Here is a 21,064-nt window from a genome sequence, read left to right as displayed (position 1 = left end):
GAAGTGTACCGCTAAAGTGTCCCTGTTTCAGGTTGCTTCAAACGATATTGATTATTTCTTCAGATGCTTCAATTACTTACAGTAAAGTTGGTAGGCACGAGTGGGATTGAACCACCGACCACCACCATGTCAAGGTGATGCTCTACCACTGAGCTACGCGCCTACAATTGAGGCGATAACTTAACATTTTGCCTCAAGCTCTGCAAGTATATCTTTAAATTATCAGTTTGTTTACTTAACAAAAACCTGCTCTTTGAAGCGCTGCATCTCATCTCGTATCAAAGCTGCATGCTCAAACTCTAAATTTTTAGCGTATTCATACATTTTCTTATCCCAACGCTTAAGGTGTTGAGCAGCCTTTTCTGGAGCAATGGGTAATTGCGCTAACATGGCACGCATTTCCTCAACCACAGGATTAGAAATTTCAAATTTCTCTGCTTTGGATTTTGCTTTCTTGCCCATCTTCTTAGTAACAAAAGCACCGCCCATAATATCGGTAATTTTCTTTTCAATAGTTTTTGGCGTAATACCATGTTGTTTATTGTAGGCTGATTGTTTTTTACGTCTACGCGCCGTTTCATCCATCGCATATTTCATGCTTTTAGTAATATTATTCGCATACAAAATTACTTTACCATTCACATTACGTGCAGCCCGACCTATGGTTTGAATCAATGAGCGACTTGAGCGTAAAAAGCCTTCTTTATCTGCATCAAAAATAGCCACACAAGATACTTCTGGTAAATCTAAGCCTTCACGAAGTAAGTTAATACCCACCAAAACATCAAAGACACCTAAACGCAAATCACGCAGAATTTCAACACGCTCAACCGTATCGATATCCGAATGCAAATAACGCACTTTAACTTTTCTATCTGCCAAATACTGCGTTAAGTCTTCTGCCATCTTTTTCGTTAAAGTTGTGATCAAGACCCGCTCTTTAATTTTGACGCGTTGATTAATCTCAGACAGCACATCTTCTACTTGCGTATCTACTGGGCGTACTTCACAAATGGGATCTAATAAGCCCGTTGGTCGTACAATTTGTTCCACCACACGTGTGGATTGCTCAATCTCATAATCTCCGGGTGTTGCAGACACAAAAATAGCAGTAGGGATAATTTCTAAGAATTCTTCAAAACGCAAGGGTCTATTATCTAAGGCGGAAGGTAACCTAAAGCCGTATTCAACTAAGGTTTCTTTACGCGATCTATCTCCCCTATACATCGCCCCCAATTGTGGCACCATAACATGCGACTCATCTAAAATAATCAGCGCATCTTTAGGTAAGTAATCAATCAAGGTAGGCGGTGGCGCGCCTGGTGCTCTTTGGCTTAAGAGTCTTGAGTAGTTCTCAATACCATTGCAATAGCCTAGCTCAATCAGCATTTCTATATCATATTTGCAACGCTGTTCTAAGCGTTGTGCTTCCACCAGTTTTTGCAGGCTATTTAGCTCTTGCAAACGCACAAACATTTCTTCTTTAATTTTTTCAACCGCTTCTAAAATAACCTGCCTGGGTGTCGCATAATGGGTTTTAGGGTAAATCGTAATGCGCTCTAAAGTATCTTTAATTTCGCCCGTTAAAGGATCGAAAATACTAATGTGCTCAAGCTCATCACCAAACAATTCTATGCGTACTGCCAATTGCTCTGATTCAGCAGGGAAAACATCAAGCACATCACCACGCACTCGATAGTTACCACGATGTAGTTCTAAATCATTACGGGTATATTGCAACTCTGCAAGTCGTCTTAAAATTTCACGTTGATCAATGCTATCGCCTTTTTTCAAATGCAACATCATCTTCAAATAGGAGTCAGGATCACCTAAACCATAAATGGCAGACACCGTTGCGACAATGATGGCATCTTTACGCTCTAACAAAGCTTTAGTCGCAGACAAACGCATTTGTTCAATATGCTCATTGATAGAGGCATCTTTTTCTATAAAGGTGTCAGAAGAAGGAACATAAGCTTCTGGCTGATAATAATCATAATAAGAAACAAAATACTCAACTGCGTTTTTAGGAAAGAAACTTTTCATTTCCCCGTATAATTGAGCTGCTAAGGTTTTATTGGGGGCTAAAATGATCGTCGGCTTTTGTACCGCCTCAATGACATGCGCAATCGTAAAGGTTTTTCCTGAGCCGGTTACACCTAAAAGCGTTTGGAAAGGATCACCTGCAAGCACACCTTTAACCAGCGCTTTAATTGCATTCGGTTGATCACCGGCTGGTGTATAATTGGATACAATTTCTAGTTTCTTCGTCATTCTTTTATCATCTTTAAAAGTGTGTGCACATTACATCTTACTAACAAATGTGGCATAGTGCGCTCATCAAAATTATCATCATTATGCTTAGCCCAAGGAGAAAAAATTGGATATTCAACTTGCTAACAGAGTCAATAAAATTAAACCTTCCCCCACATTAGCAGTCACACAACGTGCACAAGAACTCAAAGCACAAGGTAAAGATGTCATTGGCTTGGGTGCAGGTGAGCCTGACTTTGATACCCCAGACCATATCAAAGAAGCAGCTAAGCGCGCAATGAATGAAGGCAAAACCAAGTATACCGCAGTTGATGGTACACCAAGCTTAAAAGAAGCAATTATTCAAAAATTTGCGAATTTTAATAAGTTAAGCTTTAACCCTAATCAAGTGATTGTTTCCACCGGCGGCAAGCAATGCATTTATAATTTATTACAAGCACTCATTGATAAAGATGATGAAGTGATTATTCCAGGCCCCTACTGGGTTTCTTATCCTGATATGGTTTTATTAGCAGATGGTAAGCCTGTCTTTATTGATGCAGGCATAGAGCAAGATTTTAAAATCACGCCTCAACAACTCGATGCTGCTATTACTCATAAAACTAAATTATTTTTTATTAACAGCCCCTCTAACCCAACAGGCTTTGCTTATTCCAAAGAAGAATTAATGGCTCTGGGTGAAGTGCTGCGCAAACATCCACAAGTCCTGATCGCAACAGATGATATGTATGAACACGTTTTGTGGAACGGGAGCTTCTATAATATCCCAATGGTTTGCCCCGACCTCTTAGAACGCAGTATTGTGCTATCTGGCGTTTCAAAAGCTTATTCTATGACAGGTTGGCGTATTGGCTATGCTGCAGGCCCAGTTAACTTAATCAAAGCCATGAATAAAATCCAAGGACAAAGTACTTCCAACCCTTGCTCTATTGCACAAGCTGCTGCAGAAGCTGCTTTGAAAGGTAGCTTTGATACTGTGTATGAGATGGTAAAGCATTTCAAACAACGTCATGACTACATGGTTGAAGAACTCAATAAAATGCCCGGTATCAGCTGCAAGCCAGGCGATGGTACTTTCTATGCTTTCCCTAACGTAGAAGGCGCTATGCAGCGTTTAGACATGACTGATGATGTGCAATTTGCAGAGCACCTATTAACGACCGTTGGTGTAGCAGTTGTACCAGGTTCTGCCTTTGGTGCGAATGGTTACATGCGGTTATCTTATGCAACTAGCATGGACAATTTAAAAGAATCTATGAAAAGATTATCAGTTGCCTGCAAAGCTGCTTGACTTGAGTTACGCGGCAACGTAGTATGCGCACTTAATCCTTGTTAACATATTGTTAATAAGGATTATCTTCCCCGATAGCTCAGTCGGTAGAGCAAGTGACTGTTAATCACTGGGTCGGCGGTTCGAGTCCGTCTCGGGGAGCCAATTTAAATTAAGCAAGCTTACAAATTATCCGTTTATTATTTCTTTCTTTTTAAGAACAGTTATCACATAGCAGAACAATTTCTCTTCTAGAATTATGTTTGTCCAGCTATAAATCAGATTCTTCAATCACCCATTTACCAAAATCTTCAAGTAAATTTATTAGCTCATCCCTCACCGGTAGGATTAGTGATTAAAGCTTTAACTTTTTGCATTTTATCAGCCTTACGTGGATATCTTTTTACAAAACAATCTACGCAAAGATCAATATCTCGCGAAAATTTACCAACATCCAGCATGATTAACCCAAAAGATGCGCGTACTATATTTTTCATAATTCTTTTGCACCAATAGGCTACATTCTGCTCAGATGAATCATTTTTGATTGCTTGACCAGCTGTTCACTGTTCTTAGGATCTCAACCCGAAAAGTTCGAAAATCGTCCCACTCGGGGGAGTTAATTTAAATTAGAAAACTTACAAATTATTGTGCCAACTTTTTCCTACACCAGCAAATCCAATTAATATACAACATCTTAATTCACATGAATTACCATATGACTCATGGTTTTGTATACGATACTAAAATGATTAAAACCAGCTTCACTGGTGACTTGCTGTAATCGTGCAGGCGCAGCTTGAGCGCCTAATGCAAGACCTGTTTCTAAAGCAGTAGTCTTCGCTTGTTCAATAGAGCCTGCATGAAGATCAAACCCATAAAATTCAGAGTTAGGAAATGCTTCTGCCATTAATAATGTTGTTAAACCACTGCCGCAACCTACATCAGCGACTTTTGCGCCCGCGTTTAGTTTCGATACAATGCCAGGCAGCTTAGGTAACCAAGCTGAGATTAACTGGTTTTTATATTTAGGACCCGATGAATCCGCTAGACTACAGAACAAACATTTTTCACGATCGTTCCAAGAAATACCTTGCCCTGATTTAAATGCTGAAATAATTTTTTTGAGATCCAGGTGGCAAGCGTCAAATATCCCAAACACACCCTGGAAGTACATTAAACTATTTGAATCAACAAATACTGTCGCTTGCTCAGGCGTCAAATGAAATTCTTCAGTTTGCGGATCATAGTCAATCCAATGAGCAGCAGCTAAAGCAGATAGCCACTCTTGCAAATACCGCTGATGCATTCCAGTATGGATTGATAATGTTTCAGCTGTTACAGGACCATAATCACACATAGCCTTAAACAAGCCTAACTTATCACCAATAATTGCCATAATGATACTCATAGCACCACGGGTGCTTGGCAAAATATTATCAAAAACAAATGCCTTTAATTTATTTTGATCTATTGTATTTTCATTTTTCATGGCACAACTTATTTTCAGTTGTTTTAACTATTCCAATATTCTTATAAGTAACTTATAGGTACCGCATCTACATCTCGGGATAATGGTATATCTTTTTCTGCTAAGCACACCACCATTCCACGCCCCACATTTTGTTGCAATCCGCATAAAAATTTAAAGTTTGAGGGGGCATTGGCAGCTGGGTTAGCCGTTTTTTTCATCTCAATTGGATATAGGGTATTATTTTGATCAATGATCAAATCAATCTCTCTGTCATCCTTATCGCGATAAAAATGAAAATATGCCTCTTTACCATTGTGCCAATAGCTTTTTAGTATCTCAGTAAATATATATGTTTCTAAGATATGCCCTGACATCGCTCCTGCTTCCAAAGAGTCTACAGATTGCCATCTTGTTAAATACGAACACAAACCAGTATCTAAAAAATAAAGTTTGGGAGTTTTTATTAAACGATTTACTACGTGATTATGATATGGACGTAGTAAATATATTATCCCAGAAGTTTCTAATATATTTAACCAGTCTTTTACTGTTCTATGATTTATATCTGCATCTCTAGCAAGATCAGCATAATTTAGTAATTGTCCAGTGCGAGCCGCGACTGCGCGTAAAAAATTGTAGAATCCTGTCTCGTTGGTAATATTCGTAATTTCACGCACATCGCGCTGAATATAAGTTTGCACATATGACGCGTAAAACAAGTCACGATCAGTATTGGTTTGCAATACAATTTGTGGAAATGATCCACTCCATATTCGTTTATATACTTCCATTAAACTGAAATCTGACCTTGCATGCTTTCTAGCATTAATTAGCCATTCTGATGTTGGTATTAATGGTTGAGTATCGTGTGCGTGGTTAAATATTTCAGCTTGAGATAACCCTAGCAAATCTAATATGGCTATTCTACCTGCAAGTGATTCAGATACATTTTGCATTAAATGGAATTTCTGAGATCCTGTTAACCAAAATAAACCATTTTTGCGTTCACGATCACAAATTATTTTGATGTAACTGAATAATTCTGGTGCGTACTGAACTTCATCAATTAAAATTGGCGGAGGATTTCTTTTAAAGAATAGTTCTGGATCACTTTTTGCTAACGATCTATCATTCAGATCATCTAATGTAATATAGCGCCTATTTGATTCCGAACAACGTTGTAATAGAGTGGTTTTTCCTATTTGCCGAGGCCCAGTTACCATTAGCACTGGGAAACTACTAGAGGCTTTTGCTATGGTTGCCTCCATGGTTCGTTTTATATACATATTTCGTCCAATCTTGTATTTAACTACAATATTAGCCGACAAAAGGAGCTACTGTCAATTAATAGGTGCTATTACACCTATATGGGTGAATATCTCAAGTCCAGATAATACCGTATTACTGATCTCAACTCGAAAAGTTCGAAAATCGTCCCACTCGGGGAGCCAAATTAAGTAAGTTTACATAGTTTATTGAGTCTATTGTCCTTGAATTCTATCTGTTAAATCACGTGGCGATCTAAAAACAAAACTTTTACCCTTCTTTTCTTTCATTAAAAAATTAAATTTATCAGATAGCTGTAACAAATCAGTTCGTGCTGTTTGATACACAATCCCATGGCTATTTTGATGCTCTGTTATTTTATATATAAATCCTGGATGCTTTAAAGCATGCTTAATCAAAGCCAATTGACGATAATTAAGCTTATCTTTTAATTTTTTAGAAGTAGAAAATAATTCTTCTGCTGAAACAATTTCTTTGGTTTTTTTATCAATATATAGGTACAAATCATTAATTGCCTCTTTAATTATTTCAAGTTGATGAATGATAAAATAAGTTAAATCATTTTCATCTGTTTCAGTATGAAGATAAGCTTTTCCATATTTTACAGGAGCCTTTTTAATTATTTTTGAAATTGAAATAAATTCTATTAACCAATAATTTTGTTGAGCCATACTCCAATAAAATAAAGCTCTAGCTGTTCTACCATTGCCATCGACAAAGGGATGCTCATAACCAATTAAGAAATGTAAAATTATTGATTTAATGATGGGATGGAGGAAGATATCTGAGGTAGCTTGATTTGAAAAATCGCATAAATTTTTTACTCGTTGTGTAAGTAATTCAGCCGCAGGTGGAACATGTAAAATATCCCCGCGATAGCTTACAACCTTTACGTCATCTTCCACTCCTCTAAAATAACCTGAATGACTTTCATCTTCCAAAGTATTTTCAGTTAAGATTTTTTGCAATTCCAACAGTATCTGTGGAGTGAGCTTTTCTTGTTTATACTCTCTGATAAATTGCATTGCAATGTAATTATTATATATCATTTGTTCATTTTTATCGGAAGGCTTTCTACCTTGCCTTAACATCTCTTTTGCTACTCTCCAAGTAGTAGATGCTCCCTCTAATTGACTAGAAGTGATAGCTTCTTCTATTAAAGATCTAATTAAATAAGTATTTTTCATTTGTGAACTAACAATAGGCTGAGAAGATCCAATCATTCCTGAAGCATTTTGATCTAACCAGTGAAGACTACTCATTATTTCATCGCTATACAAAAACACAAATGATTTTCCATTTGGATCGTTTATATTTATATGCTTATACATTTGTCTGCGTGCATGTTTAATAGAAGCCCACCATTGTTCCGAAGAACTGCCTTCAGGTGGTGATAAAAATCGAAGTTTGTCCCAGTGTAAATAGCGACCTTTACTATCAGTGATATTACACTTTAAAGCAGACGAGCTGGTTAACACCTTTGTATCAAGGTCAGTTTGTGGTGGAAAGGCTGGAATTCTCAAAGCTTAGTACCTTCATTATATACAGACATACAAATACTAATTTGATACTAATTTTCAAAAATTAGTATCAATATTGTCAATATAATATATTTACTACTAATTTACTACTAATTTTTAAAAATTAGTATGATTTTATACACACATAAATTCAGAATGAAAGCCAGTAGGGCAGGAAAGGTTAATGGTTAATAAATGGTTGGCATTTCTATAGACTTTGGCCAGCTTCTAATCACTTCAAGTATCTCAACCCTAAAAGTTCGAAAATCGTCCTACTCGGGGAACCAAATTTAGTTTACAATCAAACTTGATATTTAAGAAAAAATATCTCCGCACCGACTAACTTCAAGCACAAAAAATTATTCAGTCTTTATCTAAAAACTTCTGAATGTGTTGCAAGACCATGCCTCTTGTTGTTTCATCGCTAAGATTATGCTTCATTCCAATTCCAAGGAAAAATTCTGTTTTATTATTGATCTTATTTAATTCATGAGCATATCGCTTACAAAGCTCAGGAAAAACAACGTCATCTGCTGCACCTGATAAAATATCAATTTTTGCTTTTGGTGAAATAAGATTAATATTTTCAATTGGAGATAAACTATGCTCCCAATCGGGTCGCCATTGTTTTACGTCACATGGACAATTAATTAGTAAAACCTTATCTATTAACTGGGGGTAAAAATTTAAAATAAGCGCTGCTAGAGCAGCCCCTCCCGAATGGCCAATAACAACAACTCGTTTTGACTTATAATTTTTCTTTAAATTTGAAATAGCATCAGCAATAATATCAACATTCTCGCGCGTATAGCTATCTAGCCTTCCCGTAATCTTTGTACTTGTAACGCCTAATGAAGAACCTGAAGAAAAATTGCCATTATCATCAAAATAACCTGGACGAATTAAAGCAATATTCATGCGATTTGGTTTTGAAAAATGAGCAGCAATACCACTCATGTAACTAGATCCTCCAATACCATAATCACCATGCAAATAAATAATTAATTCATCCGCTTGCTTCTTTGAGAGATCCGGACTGACCAAACGAATACAATGTTCTTTTAAACTAGATACTGCTGAATGATAATCGCTTTCGCATGAAGTATTGTTCATATCAATGTGTTTAATGGTTGCAAGGCTAAGATGAGGAAATGCAAGCATAGCTATTATGAGAAGATTTTTATTTAAAGCCATAGAACGTATTCCTTGTAATTTTTTTCGTCTTGAAATCTATAATATTTTATGAAATCTCATCTAGCAAATGATAACTCGTACTTCGTCCACTACCAGGATTTTGTATAAATATTCCCTTTAACTTTAAATCTTGAATATCTCTGAGCGCAGTATCATTTGAGCATTTAGCCAACTTGGCATACTTTGAAGTATTCATATATCCTTCAAAATTCTCTTCCAACATTTGGTTAATAATAAGGCGCTGTCGCTCATTTACAGGATTTTGGTTAATCATGCCCCAAAGTCGCGCTTTAAATAGTACTTTTCCCAATGATTCTTCTGCGTTAGAAATAGCACGACCAAGACAATCCAAAAACCATTCCAACCAATCGGTAATTTCAGGGGTGCTTCGTTGCTGTTTTTCTAATTGGTTGTAATAATCTTTCCTCTCAAATGCAAATTGCGTGGAAAGACCCAAGCCTTTATCTCACTAATATGGGGCAGGCGATAAGGGGTTTAGGCCAGCTTTTAAGCGTTTCTAGGATCTCAACCCGAAAAGTTTGAAAATCGTCCCACTCGGGGAGCCAATTTCTAGCTTACTAACAAAGTGAATGCACTAGGCACTGCCTTGTTAAAAACTACAGAGATTACTCTAAACGCACTTTAGACAAAGAATTGGACGATAAATCCATATCCATATAATCATAAAAATTCTGTACTTGACCATACTTTCGGACTTCATTTAATTTATCAAAATCCAGCGTTGCTTGAACTAGTGCAGTTTCATTTTTCTTCCCTTGGGTGAGAATACCTTCTGAAAAGCCGACGTCAATTGGAGTAAAAATATTAGCTTGCCCTTCTAAGGTATAAAGTGTATCGCCTATTTTGGTCCGTCCAACAGCGCTTGAAGTCAGTACATAACATTGATTTTCAATGGCACGTGCTTGGCAGGAATAATATACGCGCAAAAAGCTTTCTTGCGACGGTGTAAAACTCGGCACTACAATTAATTTTGCGCCTTGTCTCGTGAAATTACGTATAAGCTCAGGAAATTCACTATCATAGCAAATCGCGATGCCAATTAAGCCAAATGAAGTTTCGAATAAAGTTTGCATTGTGCCACACGCCAGCAAATCATGTTCTTTTTCATCAGCAATAATCTGCATTTTATCTTGAAAGCCAATATCACCTTGTGGCCCGAATAGATAGGCACGATTCATGAATTGTTCTTCAGCGCTTTTAACTATAATTGATCCGGGTTGAATATAAATCTGATGTTTTTTAGCCAAAGATTGAAAAAAATCAATATATTGTGGCAACAAGGGTTGAAGACCGTTAAATAAGGCTTGATCCGTTGCTTCATATTGAGGATAAATTTCAATGCCTCCATATTCCGGCAAAACAAGAAAATGTATTCCTTGAGCTTTCGCTTGTCCTACAAGTACATTCATTTTATCAGCAAAGGACTGCCAATCGGGCAACAATTCAATAGCATATTGACTGGTAGCAACGTGAATCACAATTTTTTCATCCAAAACATCATAGGTTTTAAGGTTGGTTTAGGAACACCTACTTCTTTCCATTCATAGTGTGCAACTAATTCAGGATGCCGCTCATAACCAAAATGACGCCATACTATATCCAATGGGCTATAATCTTTTGGTTGTCGCTTATCTGCTTTATCACGAACAACACTACAAAAAGCGACAAGTTTACTGCCATAGTTTTGCGCAGTTTTTTCCCGATTATCAAAGAAATGACGATAGACACCCCGCTTACGATAAGCTGGTAACAATACAGATTCGCCAAAGTAAAATATATCGCGCAATGGCAGGTGATTCTCGAGAAAAGGTTTTTGACATTCCGGTGTCTCAAATTCTAGGGGAACAGCAGTTGAAGCGCCAACAATTTTTCCAGCATCCTTCACGACAATGAGTACAGATTCTTCAGATTCAATATATGTATTTAAATACTTTTTTTCATATTCCATGTTTCCGTCATAGAGATACGGGTACTCTTTAAAAACAGTCAAGCGCAAATTTGCCACATCATCGATCACATCTTTAATCTGTTTTCCCTTCAATCGCTTAATTCCTAATCCTTCCATACTATTCCTTTATTTGCTTTAACCAGTTTTGCATATTGTAATAATTGGTCACACGTATAATTTTATTACTTTTAATTTCGAAAAAAGCACCACAACGTAATAAGTAAGATTGATTGACTGCTAGTGGCAATCCTCTATCGGTTGCCTTATAGATTCCATCTATAAAAAATTCTGCAGCAGCCCTTGTGCCATCCTCTGTAGCCATAACAATCAATTCTTTTACTGTTTCCTCATAAGATTTATTCATTCTGTCTATGAAATCCGAAAAAGCATTCACGCCTACTTCGGTTTCACTCTGATTAATATCATGAACGATATTTTCGTCTAGTAATTCGAGAAAAGCAGTAAGATCACGTTTATTAAAATAATCATAATATTTATTAACTAATGAAATTGCTTGCATTCGCATAGATTCTCTTGCCTCTCCAGCACTATTTTAATTTAAACACTGCGTAAGGATCCTTTGCTGAAGTACCAATACGGATAATAATACCTTTTTCCATCATTTTCCTGAGCCGTGTTCTGGCTGTTCTCGTGGTCACTTTCCATAATTCTGCTATATCTGTTGTTCCTAATTGATTTTTTTCTTTTAATTTTTTAATTAAAATATTCTCCCATGACTGTAGGTTAATAGCTAACGTATCCATACTATAGAGGGTTACTCTAAAATGTGTATTTAATTTTTGAAATAAGGTTTTTTTTACCTTTGTTTTATCATAAACGTTTAGTATTCTTTTTAATCCAGTCCCCAATTACTCGATTAACTTGATTTCGCGAAATAACCGACCTATTATGCGATTACGCATCCGTGATATGCCAGATAGAGCCAATTCCATTGTTTGTCCATAAGGCAATCCCCCTGGATTAGTAATCTCGATGAGATCAGAAAATACTGCCACCTGAATTCGACTTCCTCTCATCACATAATCAGCATGCACAATTGAATTAATCACAGCTTCTCGAATCGCTTCATGAGGATAATGATCCGGTGTTTTCTTTGCATTCCAAAGTTCTATTTTCGTTCTGAGACAGTATGGCTTCTAGCACGGCACTTTTAGTTTATATAATAAAACATAACTAAGAAATTAACACGGAAGTACTCGGAAGGAAAATTTCTTCCGTGTTGAAATTCGGTATAGAAGATATATGTAAGTACACTATATTTATATCGATGCTCTAGCAATTAACCCATTAGGCCAATTATTAACTGTTCCTAAGATCTCAACCAGAAAAGTTCGAAAATCGTCCCACTTGGGGAGTCAAATTAAATTAGAAAACTTACAAATATTCTTTTGCTAATTCCTCTGTCTTAAACAAAAAATTCTCTGCAATAATAATTGCGAAACAACTTGCGTCATTGAACTGTTCGGAAATTCTGAATAATTGCTTCTCTTGTCTAAACTTCGAAGCTCTTCTACATTGAAAATGTCCAGAAATGCCGGACAGTATCTTTAAACTAAAAAATTTCATTAACGAAATTCTGGCCTTAAAGTACTTACGCCCCCATCAATCAACAAGTCTATCCCTACAATATACTGATTACTTGACAAGAACATAGCCGCATCTGCTATTTCCTCGGGTGTAGCAAATCTTTTGATAGGCACCAATTCCGATGCAACAGGTATCACATTTTTATCCGTAAATATTGGCGTATCGGTAAATCCTGGAGAAATAGAATTAACGCGAATACCTCGATTGATTAAATCTGCTGAAAAACTTTTTGCAAGTACGCTTATTGCCGCTTTTGCGGCAGAATAGACGCTCAATCCCTTCCATCCACCATGACAAGCCATCGAAGAAATCATCACAACTGAGGCGTTCGACTTTAAAAATGGCACTGCTTTTTGAACCGTAAAATAAGCCCCTTTTAAATTAATATTCATGATTTCATCAAAATGATGTTCATCAACTTCATCAATTATTTGGCCACCTGCAATCCCAGCATTTGCGACTAAAATATCTACCTTGCCATGAATATCATTGACCGTTTTATAAAGCTTATCCAAGTCTGACAGCTTCGTCACATCTCCTTGAACTGTTGTTATGTTCCCAGAGAACTCTGTTGCAACACTTTGTAACTTGGATTGGTCGCGCCCAAATACAACAATCTTAGCTCCTTGAACATAAAATGATTTTGCTATCGCTTTGCCAATTCCGCTGTTACCGCCGGTTATGACTACAACTTTGTTCTCAAATGATTTCATTTATTTTTCCTTGCTTGACGATTTAATATTCAAGTGATAACGCGTACTTTTGAGTTCTCCTACCTTCAGTAACAGCTTTTTTTCAACAAGATCTTGTAAGTCACGGGTAGCAAGAGCTTTCTCTTCGCGTCAATAGTTTGGGAGAGTGCAATGAGTGTTGGTTCTCCAAGATACTCAGCCAAGGATTTTTCAGCCAATGCTCTACCTATCCGTCCATTCCCATCTTCAAATGAATGAATAGAGACAAAGTAAAGATGAGTAATCCCTGCACGCGTTAAAGCTGGTAGGGGTTCTGAACCATATTTATAACTCATAAAATAGCATATATATGAGCTATACATCCATTTTTTATAACTCAACGGATATACACTTGATCCAGTTACCCCATGCAAATAAGAAAGCCTTCAGCAAACAAATTCCTTCCGTGTTGAATTCAAATGGCTTAACTTAAGGGATATCAAGCTTCCTGCCTCTTAAAACCAAGTTCGAAAATAAGAAATTCACCAACTCCCTTTTTTCATGCATTTTCAAACTTTCAAATATGTGGCTCGCCTTGTATTAAAGCAACATCATTGAACTAATACCCTACTTTGACACACTAAGTAGTATCCTTTGTACATGAGGCTCATAATGTCGGTAGCACTGAGTGTTTTTATCTTTGAAAACAGAGCTGTTTTGCTGGAGTTTTTAACAGCAGACGATCTGAATACACTCACCAAACAATCGGATCCAAGAGCCTTCAGATTGGCTCTTCTTTCAGTCAAAAATGGATCTAGCCTCATTGATCAGATTATTGCACCAGACGAGAACTTAAATCATGCGGCGCTAAAGAAACAATTGTTAGAAAAAATAATCAACAAGCTCACGCCCGCGCAATGGTACCAGCTAATACTCTCTGAACCTGTATTTTCACGTGTGCCAACACTCATTGAAAAATATTTTCAAAACAATTTACAACCAGATTGGCTATTAGATATGCTCATGTCGAATATGCCAGATAATAATGCAAAAATAGCGCTTCTGACGAAGCATATTGCAAATGAAGATACCACTTTTGCATTAAGCAACAGAGTCGCCTTTGAAAAAATAGCCGCATTAATGAGCACTTTTAATGATGAAGAAAAAAAGAAAGTGATCTTATTTCAATCGAGCGACAATTCAACGCTCATACATAGAGCTGAGCTTGAGGGCAAAGTAGCATTATTGTTAGACTCGATAGAAAGTCCTGAAATAAAAAGAGAACTAGTCGGCTTTTTAAGAACGTTTAATGTAAGACAGCGCACCACACACTTTCTTGGACTGCAAGATAGAGGAAGTACTTTTGAACATCAACGTAATCGAAGTACTTATCAAACAAATGCGCAAAGTATGGGCTTTGAAGGGATGCTCCCTGAAGAAGCGATGAGAACGTTTATTGAAACACTTAATCAATATCAACCGTCGGATAATTTTTCAAGCGAATTTGATAAGATAAAAGATGCTTTTAATAATATTGATCTGAATACTTCTTTAGGAACTCAACTTAAAATACACGAAGCCTATTACAAGAAAAATAACTTTGTTATCCTTCCCAGTGGTTGGCCTGGACATTCTATTACCATTGCAGCGACGAATGATTATTTGATAGTCGCTAATCGAGGTCAAGGGATCCAAAATGGAAAAGGATGCATTGTCTATCCTTTGATTCAACCCTTAACCAAAGAAGATATAAAAATATTCTGCGAAGAAAGCAGTCAGGATTCCATCGAGCAGCGCATTCGTACTGTTGCGAAAAAAGACAATGATGATAATCCTATTATATTCCATGCTTTTCCATTAAAAGCGCAAAAATATGGTACCTGTGCAATTGCTAATAAAAAGGCAATTATTGTAGGATTGCTACCAATATTAAAAAGTCCATCCATAGAACAAGATATATTAAAGGACGCCAAAACAGAATATAAGCGTTTTACCCATGCTACACGATTATCAGCATTGCAAGAATTGCTGGATGAATTGAACCAAGGTTCATCAGATAAAAAAATGTTATTAGACGCAGTAATTGATTACTGTAATCAACATCTTGATTTTAAAAGTGAGTTTGAAGAGAAATTAATTCAACAACTTATTCTAAGTGTGCCAGAAACATTATGGGAAGCTTTTTTAGGTCAATTGTCCTTAGAAGCTAAAATAACTGTACGCTATCTTAAGGAAAACATGACGGGAAATGCGTTACCTTATTTTATAAAAGAAATTACCAATAAAAATGCTATCCTAAAACCAGAAATCTTTTCTTCTTTGTATGAATATTTTAAAAACAATCACCCTACTGAGTTTAAAGAATTTTTGGTTTATATCGCTGAAAAAAGGAATCTTAGAGAAAGCCCACTGATTCTTGCAGCTCATGCGGGAGCATACTATTATGCAGAAGAAATCATTCAACATTACAATCAAGATGAAAAGCTCAATGCATTAGTCATGGCTTTAGATAATGAGCGATGGGACATGGTTCAATTTTTGATTGTTCAAGATGCTAAGATTAATAATTTCATTTTGGAAAAAATACTCAAATCTGAAAATAAAGAAACAATCAATGTCCTGTTTGTTAAACATCCAGAATTAATAACCAATGCCCTTTGCTATGCAGGAAATGGTAGCCTTGACCTTGTGCAATTTTTACATGAGAAAGGTGCAAAATTTGATGCAGTAAATGAGAATGGCGTTACACCTTTAATCGCTGCTATTGAAGCAAATAATTCTATACTTTACCACTTTTTAATTTCCAACAATGCAGATATTCATAGAAAAACAATGAAAGGCACGGCGATGAGTGTCGCATGCAATCATTTGACCGAAAAACATAGTGACATCCTAGTTGATTTGTTCAACAGAAATGCTCAACTTCCTCCGCCAGCTCGCTTTAGAGGGCCAGCCAAAGATTTGCCATTGCATGCGGCAATAAGACTTAATTTAAGCGAGCATGTGAAAATATTGGCAGCTCAGGGAAATAACCTCAATGTCAAGGGTAAACTTGGCTTACCGCCACTCATGCTGGCAATTAAATATAATAATAGTCAGATAGTTTCTATTTTATTGACGGCACTGAACGAATTAAATAATGGAGATCCCTTCAGAACAATACAGCATGTAGAAAGAGGTCTTTCATTTTCCATAGAAAATGGACATAGTGAAATGGCAAAACTATTTATCGATATGATTGAAGGTCAGATTGTTATTCCAGATGATGCATTAATAATGATGTTAGAAAAGGCGCTACAAAAAAAACAAGATGAAATCGTTCTTATTATGATGAAGAAATTTTCAAATCTTATTCAACATGACAAAGTATATAAACAAATATTATTTTCAGCGATTAACAACCAAAGTCTTGATATTCTAAACCAACTGCTCACACAAAGAGATCCAAACACATTAACGTGGAATCCTTCTGAAGAAGCCCCTTTATTTAAAATAATTTCTTCAGGCAATAAAGAAAATTTTCAAGCTTGGATTAAAGCATATCCAGACTCTATAAAGGACTCACTTTTATTTTCCTTCCGCCAAAATGAGAACGAAATGGCTATGCTTTTGATGGACGCTGGTGCCAATATTAATGTCATTAATAAAGATGGAATAACCCCGGTTATGGTAGCTGCAACAAATGGTAATATTAAGCTTATTAGAGAGCTTCTTAAAAGAAATGCACAGATTGATAAGATAAATTATGCTGGTGATTCAGCATTAACCTTAGCAATAAAAAAAGGAGAATGGGAAATAGCCTCTCTTTTAATCAAGCAAGGTGCAAGTGTAGGATTAGATTTTATGAAAAAGCATCTCCTTACCATTATTAAAGAAGCGAAATCATTTCCTCATATTGCGATATCGTTTATAGAACAAATGAATGAGTCTGATGTTAATCAGATTATGGATGAAAATCAATCTACGGCATTGCTCTGGGCCTCACAAGAAGGACCACCTGCAGTAGCTCATGCACTCTTAGCTAAAAATGCAGATATCCATCATCAAAATGTATTGGGTAATACGGCTTTAATATGTTCTGCAATGTATAATCAGAAAAATATAGCAATGGCTTTACTCCGACACGGTGCAATAGCACAGAGCACAAATAAAGACGGCAAATCTCCGCTTATGTATGTTAATAATCTGAAGTTGGCAAAAGCACTTATTGATAAAGGAGCTTCCATTGAATATTGTGATGAAAATGGACAGTCTGCCCTTTATTTTTCGCTTCTTAATAGTCATGTTGATATTGCGAGTGAATTAATTGCGCATTCAAACAGTCAATACCTTTGTGATGAGTTTTCAAAACCTAGCGTTTTGAGCCTCTTTAATAAATTACCAACAAAAGCTCAAGCAACTATTCGAGCTTCTTTGCGCACGAAGCTAACGAATGATCAGTTTGTAGCATTAAGAGAAATGACGACAGAACCCCAAGCAGGTACAAGTCATATGACAAGATCAAGGAGTTACAAATAAATCTTCGATTCGTCAGGACTGGACTCCATGCCCTTTCTTAAAGACTAATGTTTATCTGAAATAAACGTCCGATTTATTATCCTTTCATATGCTTCTGGACTTGTTCCATAGGTATTTTTTTAAATCAACACGACCATTGATCACCAATACACCTTCTGCATCTAGCTTTTTACATTGAGAAAGAAATTTTGTTGAACCTGCAACAAAGGATAATCTGCCATCCGATTTTATAATTCTTTGCCATGGCAGATTATATTTATGAGTACTTGAATGAAGAATCCAACCAACCGCCCGAGAACCACGTGGGTTTCCAGCAAGTTTTGCAATAAGACCGTAAGTTGCAACTTTACCTTTTGGTACAGAAAGAATGAGTTTAATAACACGTTGTGTAAAATAGTTCTGTTTAGTTTCCATTGTAAAGATGCCACACCACAACCTGACTCCGACAGTCATAATGGTACTTGAAAATCTATAACGACTGATTCTTGGAACTCAACCCGAAAAGTTCGAAAATCATCTCACTGGGGCAGTCAATTAAAATTAAGACTATTTACAACAGCGTCTTATAAAATGGCTTTGCTAAATCCATCGCTATGTCCTGCTCTTGATTGGTGCAGACAAGATCCACTTGTGCAAGAGCAAATTCGAGTGTGACATCTTCATACGCAGCTAAGAAGCCCATTAATCCTATAATTTTCCAACATTCACAACTAACACCATCAAGACTATTTCCGCCTGAAGCTTGTTTAGTTTCAGCAATATTTAATAGTTTCATAAAATTTCTCCACAAGACCGTTGCAAGTACTGATTGCTTGATAAAAGGAAGCTTTATAAGATTTGATATAAACCAAATCTCATAAGCCCCCCTTAATATAAAAATTACTTCACTTTAAGGACAACTTTTCCGTGACAATGCCCATTTTGAACTAGATTTAATGCCGCTTTCACTTCATCTAGAGGAAAAGTTTTTTCAATAGTCGTTTTAATTAATTTATCATTGATCAATTGAGTGATAGAGCCTAATTGTTCGCCATTTGGTTTAACTATCATTGAAACGGCCTCAATGTTTTTTGCTTTGGCTTTTGCAATAACTTCGGGATCATGAGGCCCTAAAAAAGAAATAATTTTCCCACCATTCTTCATGACGTTCAGCGAACGTAACGCAGTATCTTTATCGCCAACAAGGTTTAGTACGATATCAACATTTTGGACTTTATCTTCAAATTTTTCTTTTTTATAATCAATAAATATATCAGCCCCAAATGATATTAATAGCTCACTGCTTACACTTGAAGCTATTGCAATTACTTTGGCACCTTTCCACTTTGCAAGTTGCACAGCAAATTGACCTACGCCACCTCCTGCGGCATGAATAAGAACTGTTTGATTTTTTTGTAGATTCGCCACTTCAAATAAAGCTTGCCATGCTGTTAACGAAACAAGCGGAGAAGCTGCGGCATGAACATGGTCATAATGAATGGGTTTAAGGCATATTTGAGCGCTTGGTGCCGTTACGTATTCTGCAAATGTTCCTGCAGGCTCAAAGAACCGGATTAAGCCATACACTTCATCCCCTAGCTTAAATTTCGATACGTTATTACCAATAGAGATAATTTTTCCTGAAAAATCCCAACCCATCGGAAAAGGAAAGCAATCATTAGAATTGTCTGAAAAATACCCCTCGCGAACTTTCCAATCAATCGGGTTTACGCTGGCAGCATGCACTTCAACTAATACATCATGCTGATCTTGAATAATTGGAATTTCTTTGTCTTCAATTTTTACAACATCGACATTTCCAAACTCACGAATACAAACAGCTTTCATGATAGACACTCCAACAAATTAGCTTTTATAAAGGATGTTTTTTAAATAATTGTTGCATTAAACAGGACAGAAAACAGTTATGCAACAGACACCATACCAAAAGATTCAGAGCGAATGCATACTGTCTAGAGCAATAAGCATATTATTTGAAACCATAAAACAACTGCTTTTTGGATTTCAAGCCGAAAAGTTCGAAAATCATTCCACTCGGGAAGCCAAATTATAGCTTACTAACCACGTTTAAGTTCAATGTCCAAACCTTCCATTCTACTAAGCAAAAAGCAAGATCTTTAATAAAGCAGTCAATCAACTTATCATCTTGCTTTCTGATATAATGCTGTATCTTCAAAATATGATGTCCACAGGCACAAAAGGTCTAACATGAGTAATGATATTTACGTTGAAGAAAACGTACCACAATTTGAAGCTATCTATGGCAAAGGTTTGATCTCGTTAGGTGGTTTTGAAGCAATCAATAAGATGTTTGCTAGATCCGATCTAAAAAATAAGCAGATTTTAGATGTGGGTTCAGGCATAGGCGGTATGGCTTATTATCTTGCAGAGCAATATCACTGTAAAGTTATTGGTCTTGAAATTCATCAATGGATGGCAAATTATGCCACAGCTCATGCCCCTAAAAACATAAAACACAACTTGAAGTTCATCAGCTATCCTCCAAATGGATCCATCCCTGTCAGCGACGAAAGTATTGATATTTGTTGCAGTAAAGGTGTTTTAACCAATGTTGAAAAGAAACTCCAACTATTTCAAGAATTACATAGAATCCTCAACAATAAGGGACAAATCGTATTCATTGATTGGCTGGTTCCAGAATCCACTGGCTCAAAATACGATCGCTTAAGATTAGGTGATATGTCATTCAAGGAAACGCAATCTAGCTATACACAGATCCTAGAAAAAGCAGGATTTAATAATATTCAATTTATCGATAAAAGCAAAGAATACTTGGAATATGTAAAACAGCTAGATGAAATGTACCATTCTTCAGAACATAAAAAAACATATGCTAATATCATTAGCAGGTCTCTCCGAGATGATCTTATTCTGGCAAATATGGATTTAAAAAAATCGATTGAATCTGACCAACAGCTTTCTATGCTAATCCTGGCAGATAAATAATTTTCTGTACGCATAGGATTTGCTATTGCTTGTCCATATTAATCCTACTCTATTAGGTTTATATAACATTCTAGAAAAATTATTAATATAATCCTGTTATATTAAGATCAATTAATGAAAAATATAAAACAGCAAACTGCGACAAAATCTTTTTATTTATAACTCAAGTGAATATACATAACTACAAAAACAAGTTAGTTAATTTGGTTTTCCAAAGGAACGCTGTTACCCATTCACCACGACATCGATGGTTATAAAAAATCGATGCCTGAATTTCGGCGGCCACCTTTAAAAAATTGCGTATAATACAAA

Annotated in this window: 19 protein-coding genes, 2 tRNA genes and 1 pseudogene; 4 read left to right on the top strand and 18 right to left on the bottom strand. The window is 36.3% G+C overall.

All coding sequences use genetic code 11. The annotated features are described in order from the left end of the window. Positions 1 to 88 precede the first annotated feature (88 nt). Both CC99x_RS03350 and uvrB read right to left on the bottom strand, forming a co-directional pair. A tRNA-Val gene (locus CC99x_RS03350) sits at positions 89 to 163 on the bottom strand. Positions 164 to 231: 68 nt separating this feature from the next. After that, positions 232 to 2,274 carry an excinuclease ABC subunit UvrB gene (gene uvrB, locus CC99x_RS03345; protein ID WP_057624474.1) on the bottom strand — a complete coding sequence of 681 codons (2,043 nt, stop codon included), beginning with the start codon at positions 2,272 to 2,274 and terminating at the stop codon, positions 232 to 234. Between the two features lie 106 nt (positions 2,275 to 2,380). Here uvrB and CC99x_RS03340 point away from each other — a divergent pair, with 106 nt between their 5' ends. Both CC99x_RS03340 and CC99x_RS03335 read left to right on the top strand, forming a co-directional pair. Next, positions 2,381 to 3,565: a pyridoxal phosphate-dependent aminotransferase gene (locus CC99x_RS03340; protein ID WP_057624475.1), complete on the top strand. Its 1,185-nt coding sequence runs from the start codon at positions 2,381 to 2,383 to the stop codon at positions 3,563 to 3,565. 68 nt (positions 3,566 to 3,633) lie between these two features. Next, positions 3,634 to 3,709: transfer RNA gene (locus tag CC99x_RS03335), tRNA-Asn, on the top strand. A gap of 164 nt (positions 3,710 to 3,873) precedes the next feature. Here the strand turns inward: CC99x_RS03335 and CC99x_RS03330 are convergent. The 13 genes and pseudogenes from CC99x_RS03330 to CC99x_RS03275 all read right to left on the bottom strand — a co-directional run. After that, positions 3,874 to 4,041, bottom strand: a complete 168-nt coding sequence (locus tag CC99x_RS03330) for a hypothetical protein (RefSeq protein WP_158003208.1) — start codon at positions 4,039 to 4,041, stop codon at positions 3,874 to 3,876. Between the two features lie 200 nt (positions 4,042 to 4,241). Beyond that, positions 4,242 to 5,036: a class I SAM-dependent methyltransferase gene (locus CC99x_RS03325; protein WP_057624476.1), complete on the bottom strand. Its 795-nt coding sequence runs from the start codon at positions 5,034 to 5,036 to the stop codon at positions 4,242 to 4,244. A 41-nt stretch (positions 5,037 to 5,077) separates the two neighbouring features. Continuing rightward, positions 5,078 to 6,304, bottom strand: coding sequence for an ATP-binding protein (locus CC99x_RS03320; protein WP_057624477.1), 1,227 nt, complete (start codon positions 6,302 to 6,304; stop codon positions 5,078 to 5,080). Between the two features lie 195 nt (positions 6,305 to 6,499). Further along, a complete protein-coding gene (locus tag CC99x_RS03315) occupies positions 6,500 to 7,828 on the bottom strand; it encodes a Fic family protein (protein ID WP_057624478.1) in 1,329 nt (442 codons plus the stop codon). A gap of 360 nt (positions 7,829 to 8,188) precedes the next feature. Then, positions 8,189 to 9,019, bottom strand: a complete 831-nt coding sequence (locus CC99x_RS03310; RefSeq protein WP_057624479.1) for an alpha/beta hydrolase — start codon at positions 9,017 to 9,019, stop codon at positions 8,189 to 8,191. A 46-nt stretch (positions 9,020 to 9,065) separates the two neighbouring features. Further along, positions 9,066 to 9,476: a Fic family protein gene (locus CC99x_RS03305; RefSeq protein ID WP_200953450.1), complete on the bottom strand. Its 411-nt coding sequence runs from the start codon at positions 9,474 to 9,476 to the stop codon at positions 9,066 to 9,068. Between the two features lie 169 nt (positions 9,477 to 9,645). Continuing rightward, entirely contained in the window at positions 9,646 to 10,533 is an 888-nt protein-coding gene (locus CC99x_RS03300; protein ID WP_057624480.1) for a nitrilase-related carbon-nitrogen hydrolase, read from the bottom strand. Next, positions 10,515 to 11,105, bottom strand: coding sequence for a hypothetical protein (locus CC99x_RS03295; protein ID WP_057624481.1), 591 nt, complete (start codon positions 11,103 to 11,105; stop codon positions 10,515 to 10,517). The genes CC99x_RS03300 and CC99x_RS03295 overlap by 19 nt, the downstream gene beginning before the upstream one ends. A gap of 1 nt (position 11,106) precedes the next feature. Next, positions 11,107 to 11,514, bottom strand: a complete 408-nt coding sequence (locus tag CC99x_RS03290) for a nuclear transport factor 2 family protein (RefSeq protein WP_200953452.1) — start codon at positions 11,512 to 11,514, stop codon at positions 11,107 to 11,109. A 22-nt stretch (positions 11,515 to 11,536) separates the two neighbouring features. Beyond that, positions 11,537 to 11,752, bottom strand: a complete 216-nt coding sequence (locus CC99x_RS03285) for a DeoR family transcriptional regulator (RefSeq protein WP_141651899.1) — start codon at positions 11,750 to 11,752, stop codon at positions 11,537 to 11,539. Between the two features lie 105 nt (positions 11,753 to 11,857). Beyond that, positions 11,858 to 12,025 carry an ATP-binding protein gene (locus tag CC99x_RS13035; RefSeq protein ID WP_083477339.1) on the bottom strand — a complete coding sequence of 56 codons (168 nt, stop codon included), beginning with the start codon at positions 12,023 to 12,025 and terminating at the stop codon, positions 11,858 to 11,860. 549 nt (positions 12,026 to 12,574) lie between these two features. Further along, positions 12,575 to 13,309 carry an SDR family NAD(P)-dependent oxidoreductase gene (locus CC99x_RS03280; protein ID WP_057624484.1) on the bottom strand — a complete coding sequence of 245 codons (735 nt, stop codon included), beginning with the start codon at positions 13,307 to 13,309 and terminating at the stop codon, positions 12,575 to 12,577. Between the two features lie 116 nt (positions 13,310 to 13,425). Continuing rightward, a pseudogene (locus tag CC99x_RS03275) lies at positions 13,426 to 13,638 on the bottom strand (Fic family protein); the annotation flags it as partial. Positions 13,639 to 13,939: 301 nt separating this feature from the next. On the opposite strand from CC99x_RS03275, the gene CC99x_RS03270 reads away from it, so the two are divergent. Continuing rightward, positions 13,940 to 17,785 carry an ankyrin repeat domain-containing protein gene (locus tag CC99x_RS03270; protein WP_057624486.1) on the top strand — a complete coding sequence of 1,282 codons (3,846 nt, stop codon included), beginning with the start codon at positions 13,940 to 13,942 and terminating at the stop codon, positions 17,783 to 17,785. An 84-nt stretch (positions 17,786 to 17,869) separates the two neighbouring features. Here CC99x_RS03270 and CC99x_RS03265 read toward each other — a convergent pair whose 3' ends face one another. The 3 genes from CC99x_RS03265 to CC99x_RS03255 all read right to left on the bottom strand — a co-directional run bounded on the left by CC99x_RS03265 (position 17,870) and on the right by CC99x_RS03255 (position 19,612). Next, the gene (locus CC99x_RS03265) at positions 17,870 to 18,199 is read right to left on the bottom strand and encodes an MGMT family protein (protein WP_057624487.1); all 330 of its coding nucleotides are present in this window, start codon (positions 18,197 to 18,199) and stop codon (positions 17,870 to 17,872) included. A gap of 136 nt (positions 18,200 to 18,335) precedes the next feature. After that, positions 18,336 to 18,560 (bottom strand): hypothetical protein, encoded by a 225-nt coding sequence (locus tag CC99x_RS03260; RefSeq protein ID WP_057624488.1) that lies wholly within the window; start codon positions 18,558 to 18,560, stop codon positions 18,336 to 18,338. 104 nt (positions 18,561 to 18,664) lie between these two features. Further along, positions 18,665 to 19,612 carry an NADP-dependent oxidoreductase gene (locus tag CC99x_RS03255; RefSeq protein ID WP_057624489.1) on the bottom strand — a complete coding sequence of 316 codons (948 nt, stop codon included), beginning with the start codon at positions 19,610 to 19,612 and terminating at the stop codon, positions 18,665 to 18,667. A gap of 381 nt (positions 19,613 to 19,993) precedes the next feature. Here CC99x_RS03255 and CC99x_RS03250 point away from each other — a divergent pair, with 381 nt between their 5' ends. Next, positions 19,994 to 20,752: a class I SAM-dependent methyltransferase gene (locus CC99x_RS03250; protein ID WP_057624490.1), complete on the top strand. Its 759-nt coding sequence runs from the start codon at positions 19,994 to 19,996 to the stop codon at positions 20,750 to 20,752. Positions 20,753 to 21,064 lie beyond the last annotated feature (312 nt).

Origin of the sequence: Candidatus Berkiella cookevillensis (genome assembly GCF_001431315.2) — a bacterium.
GTDB classification, from domain to species: Bacteria; Pseudomonadota; Gammaproteobacteria; order Berkiellales; family Berkiellaceae; genus Berkiella_A; species Berkiella_A cookevillensis.
Note: the sequence above shows the minus strand (reverse complement) of the source record. Positions and strands in the feature narration are given on the sequence as shown.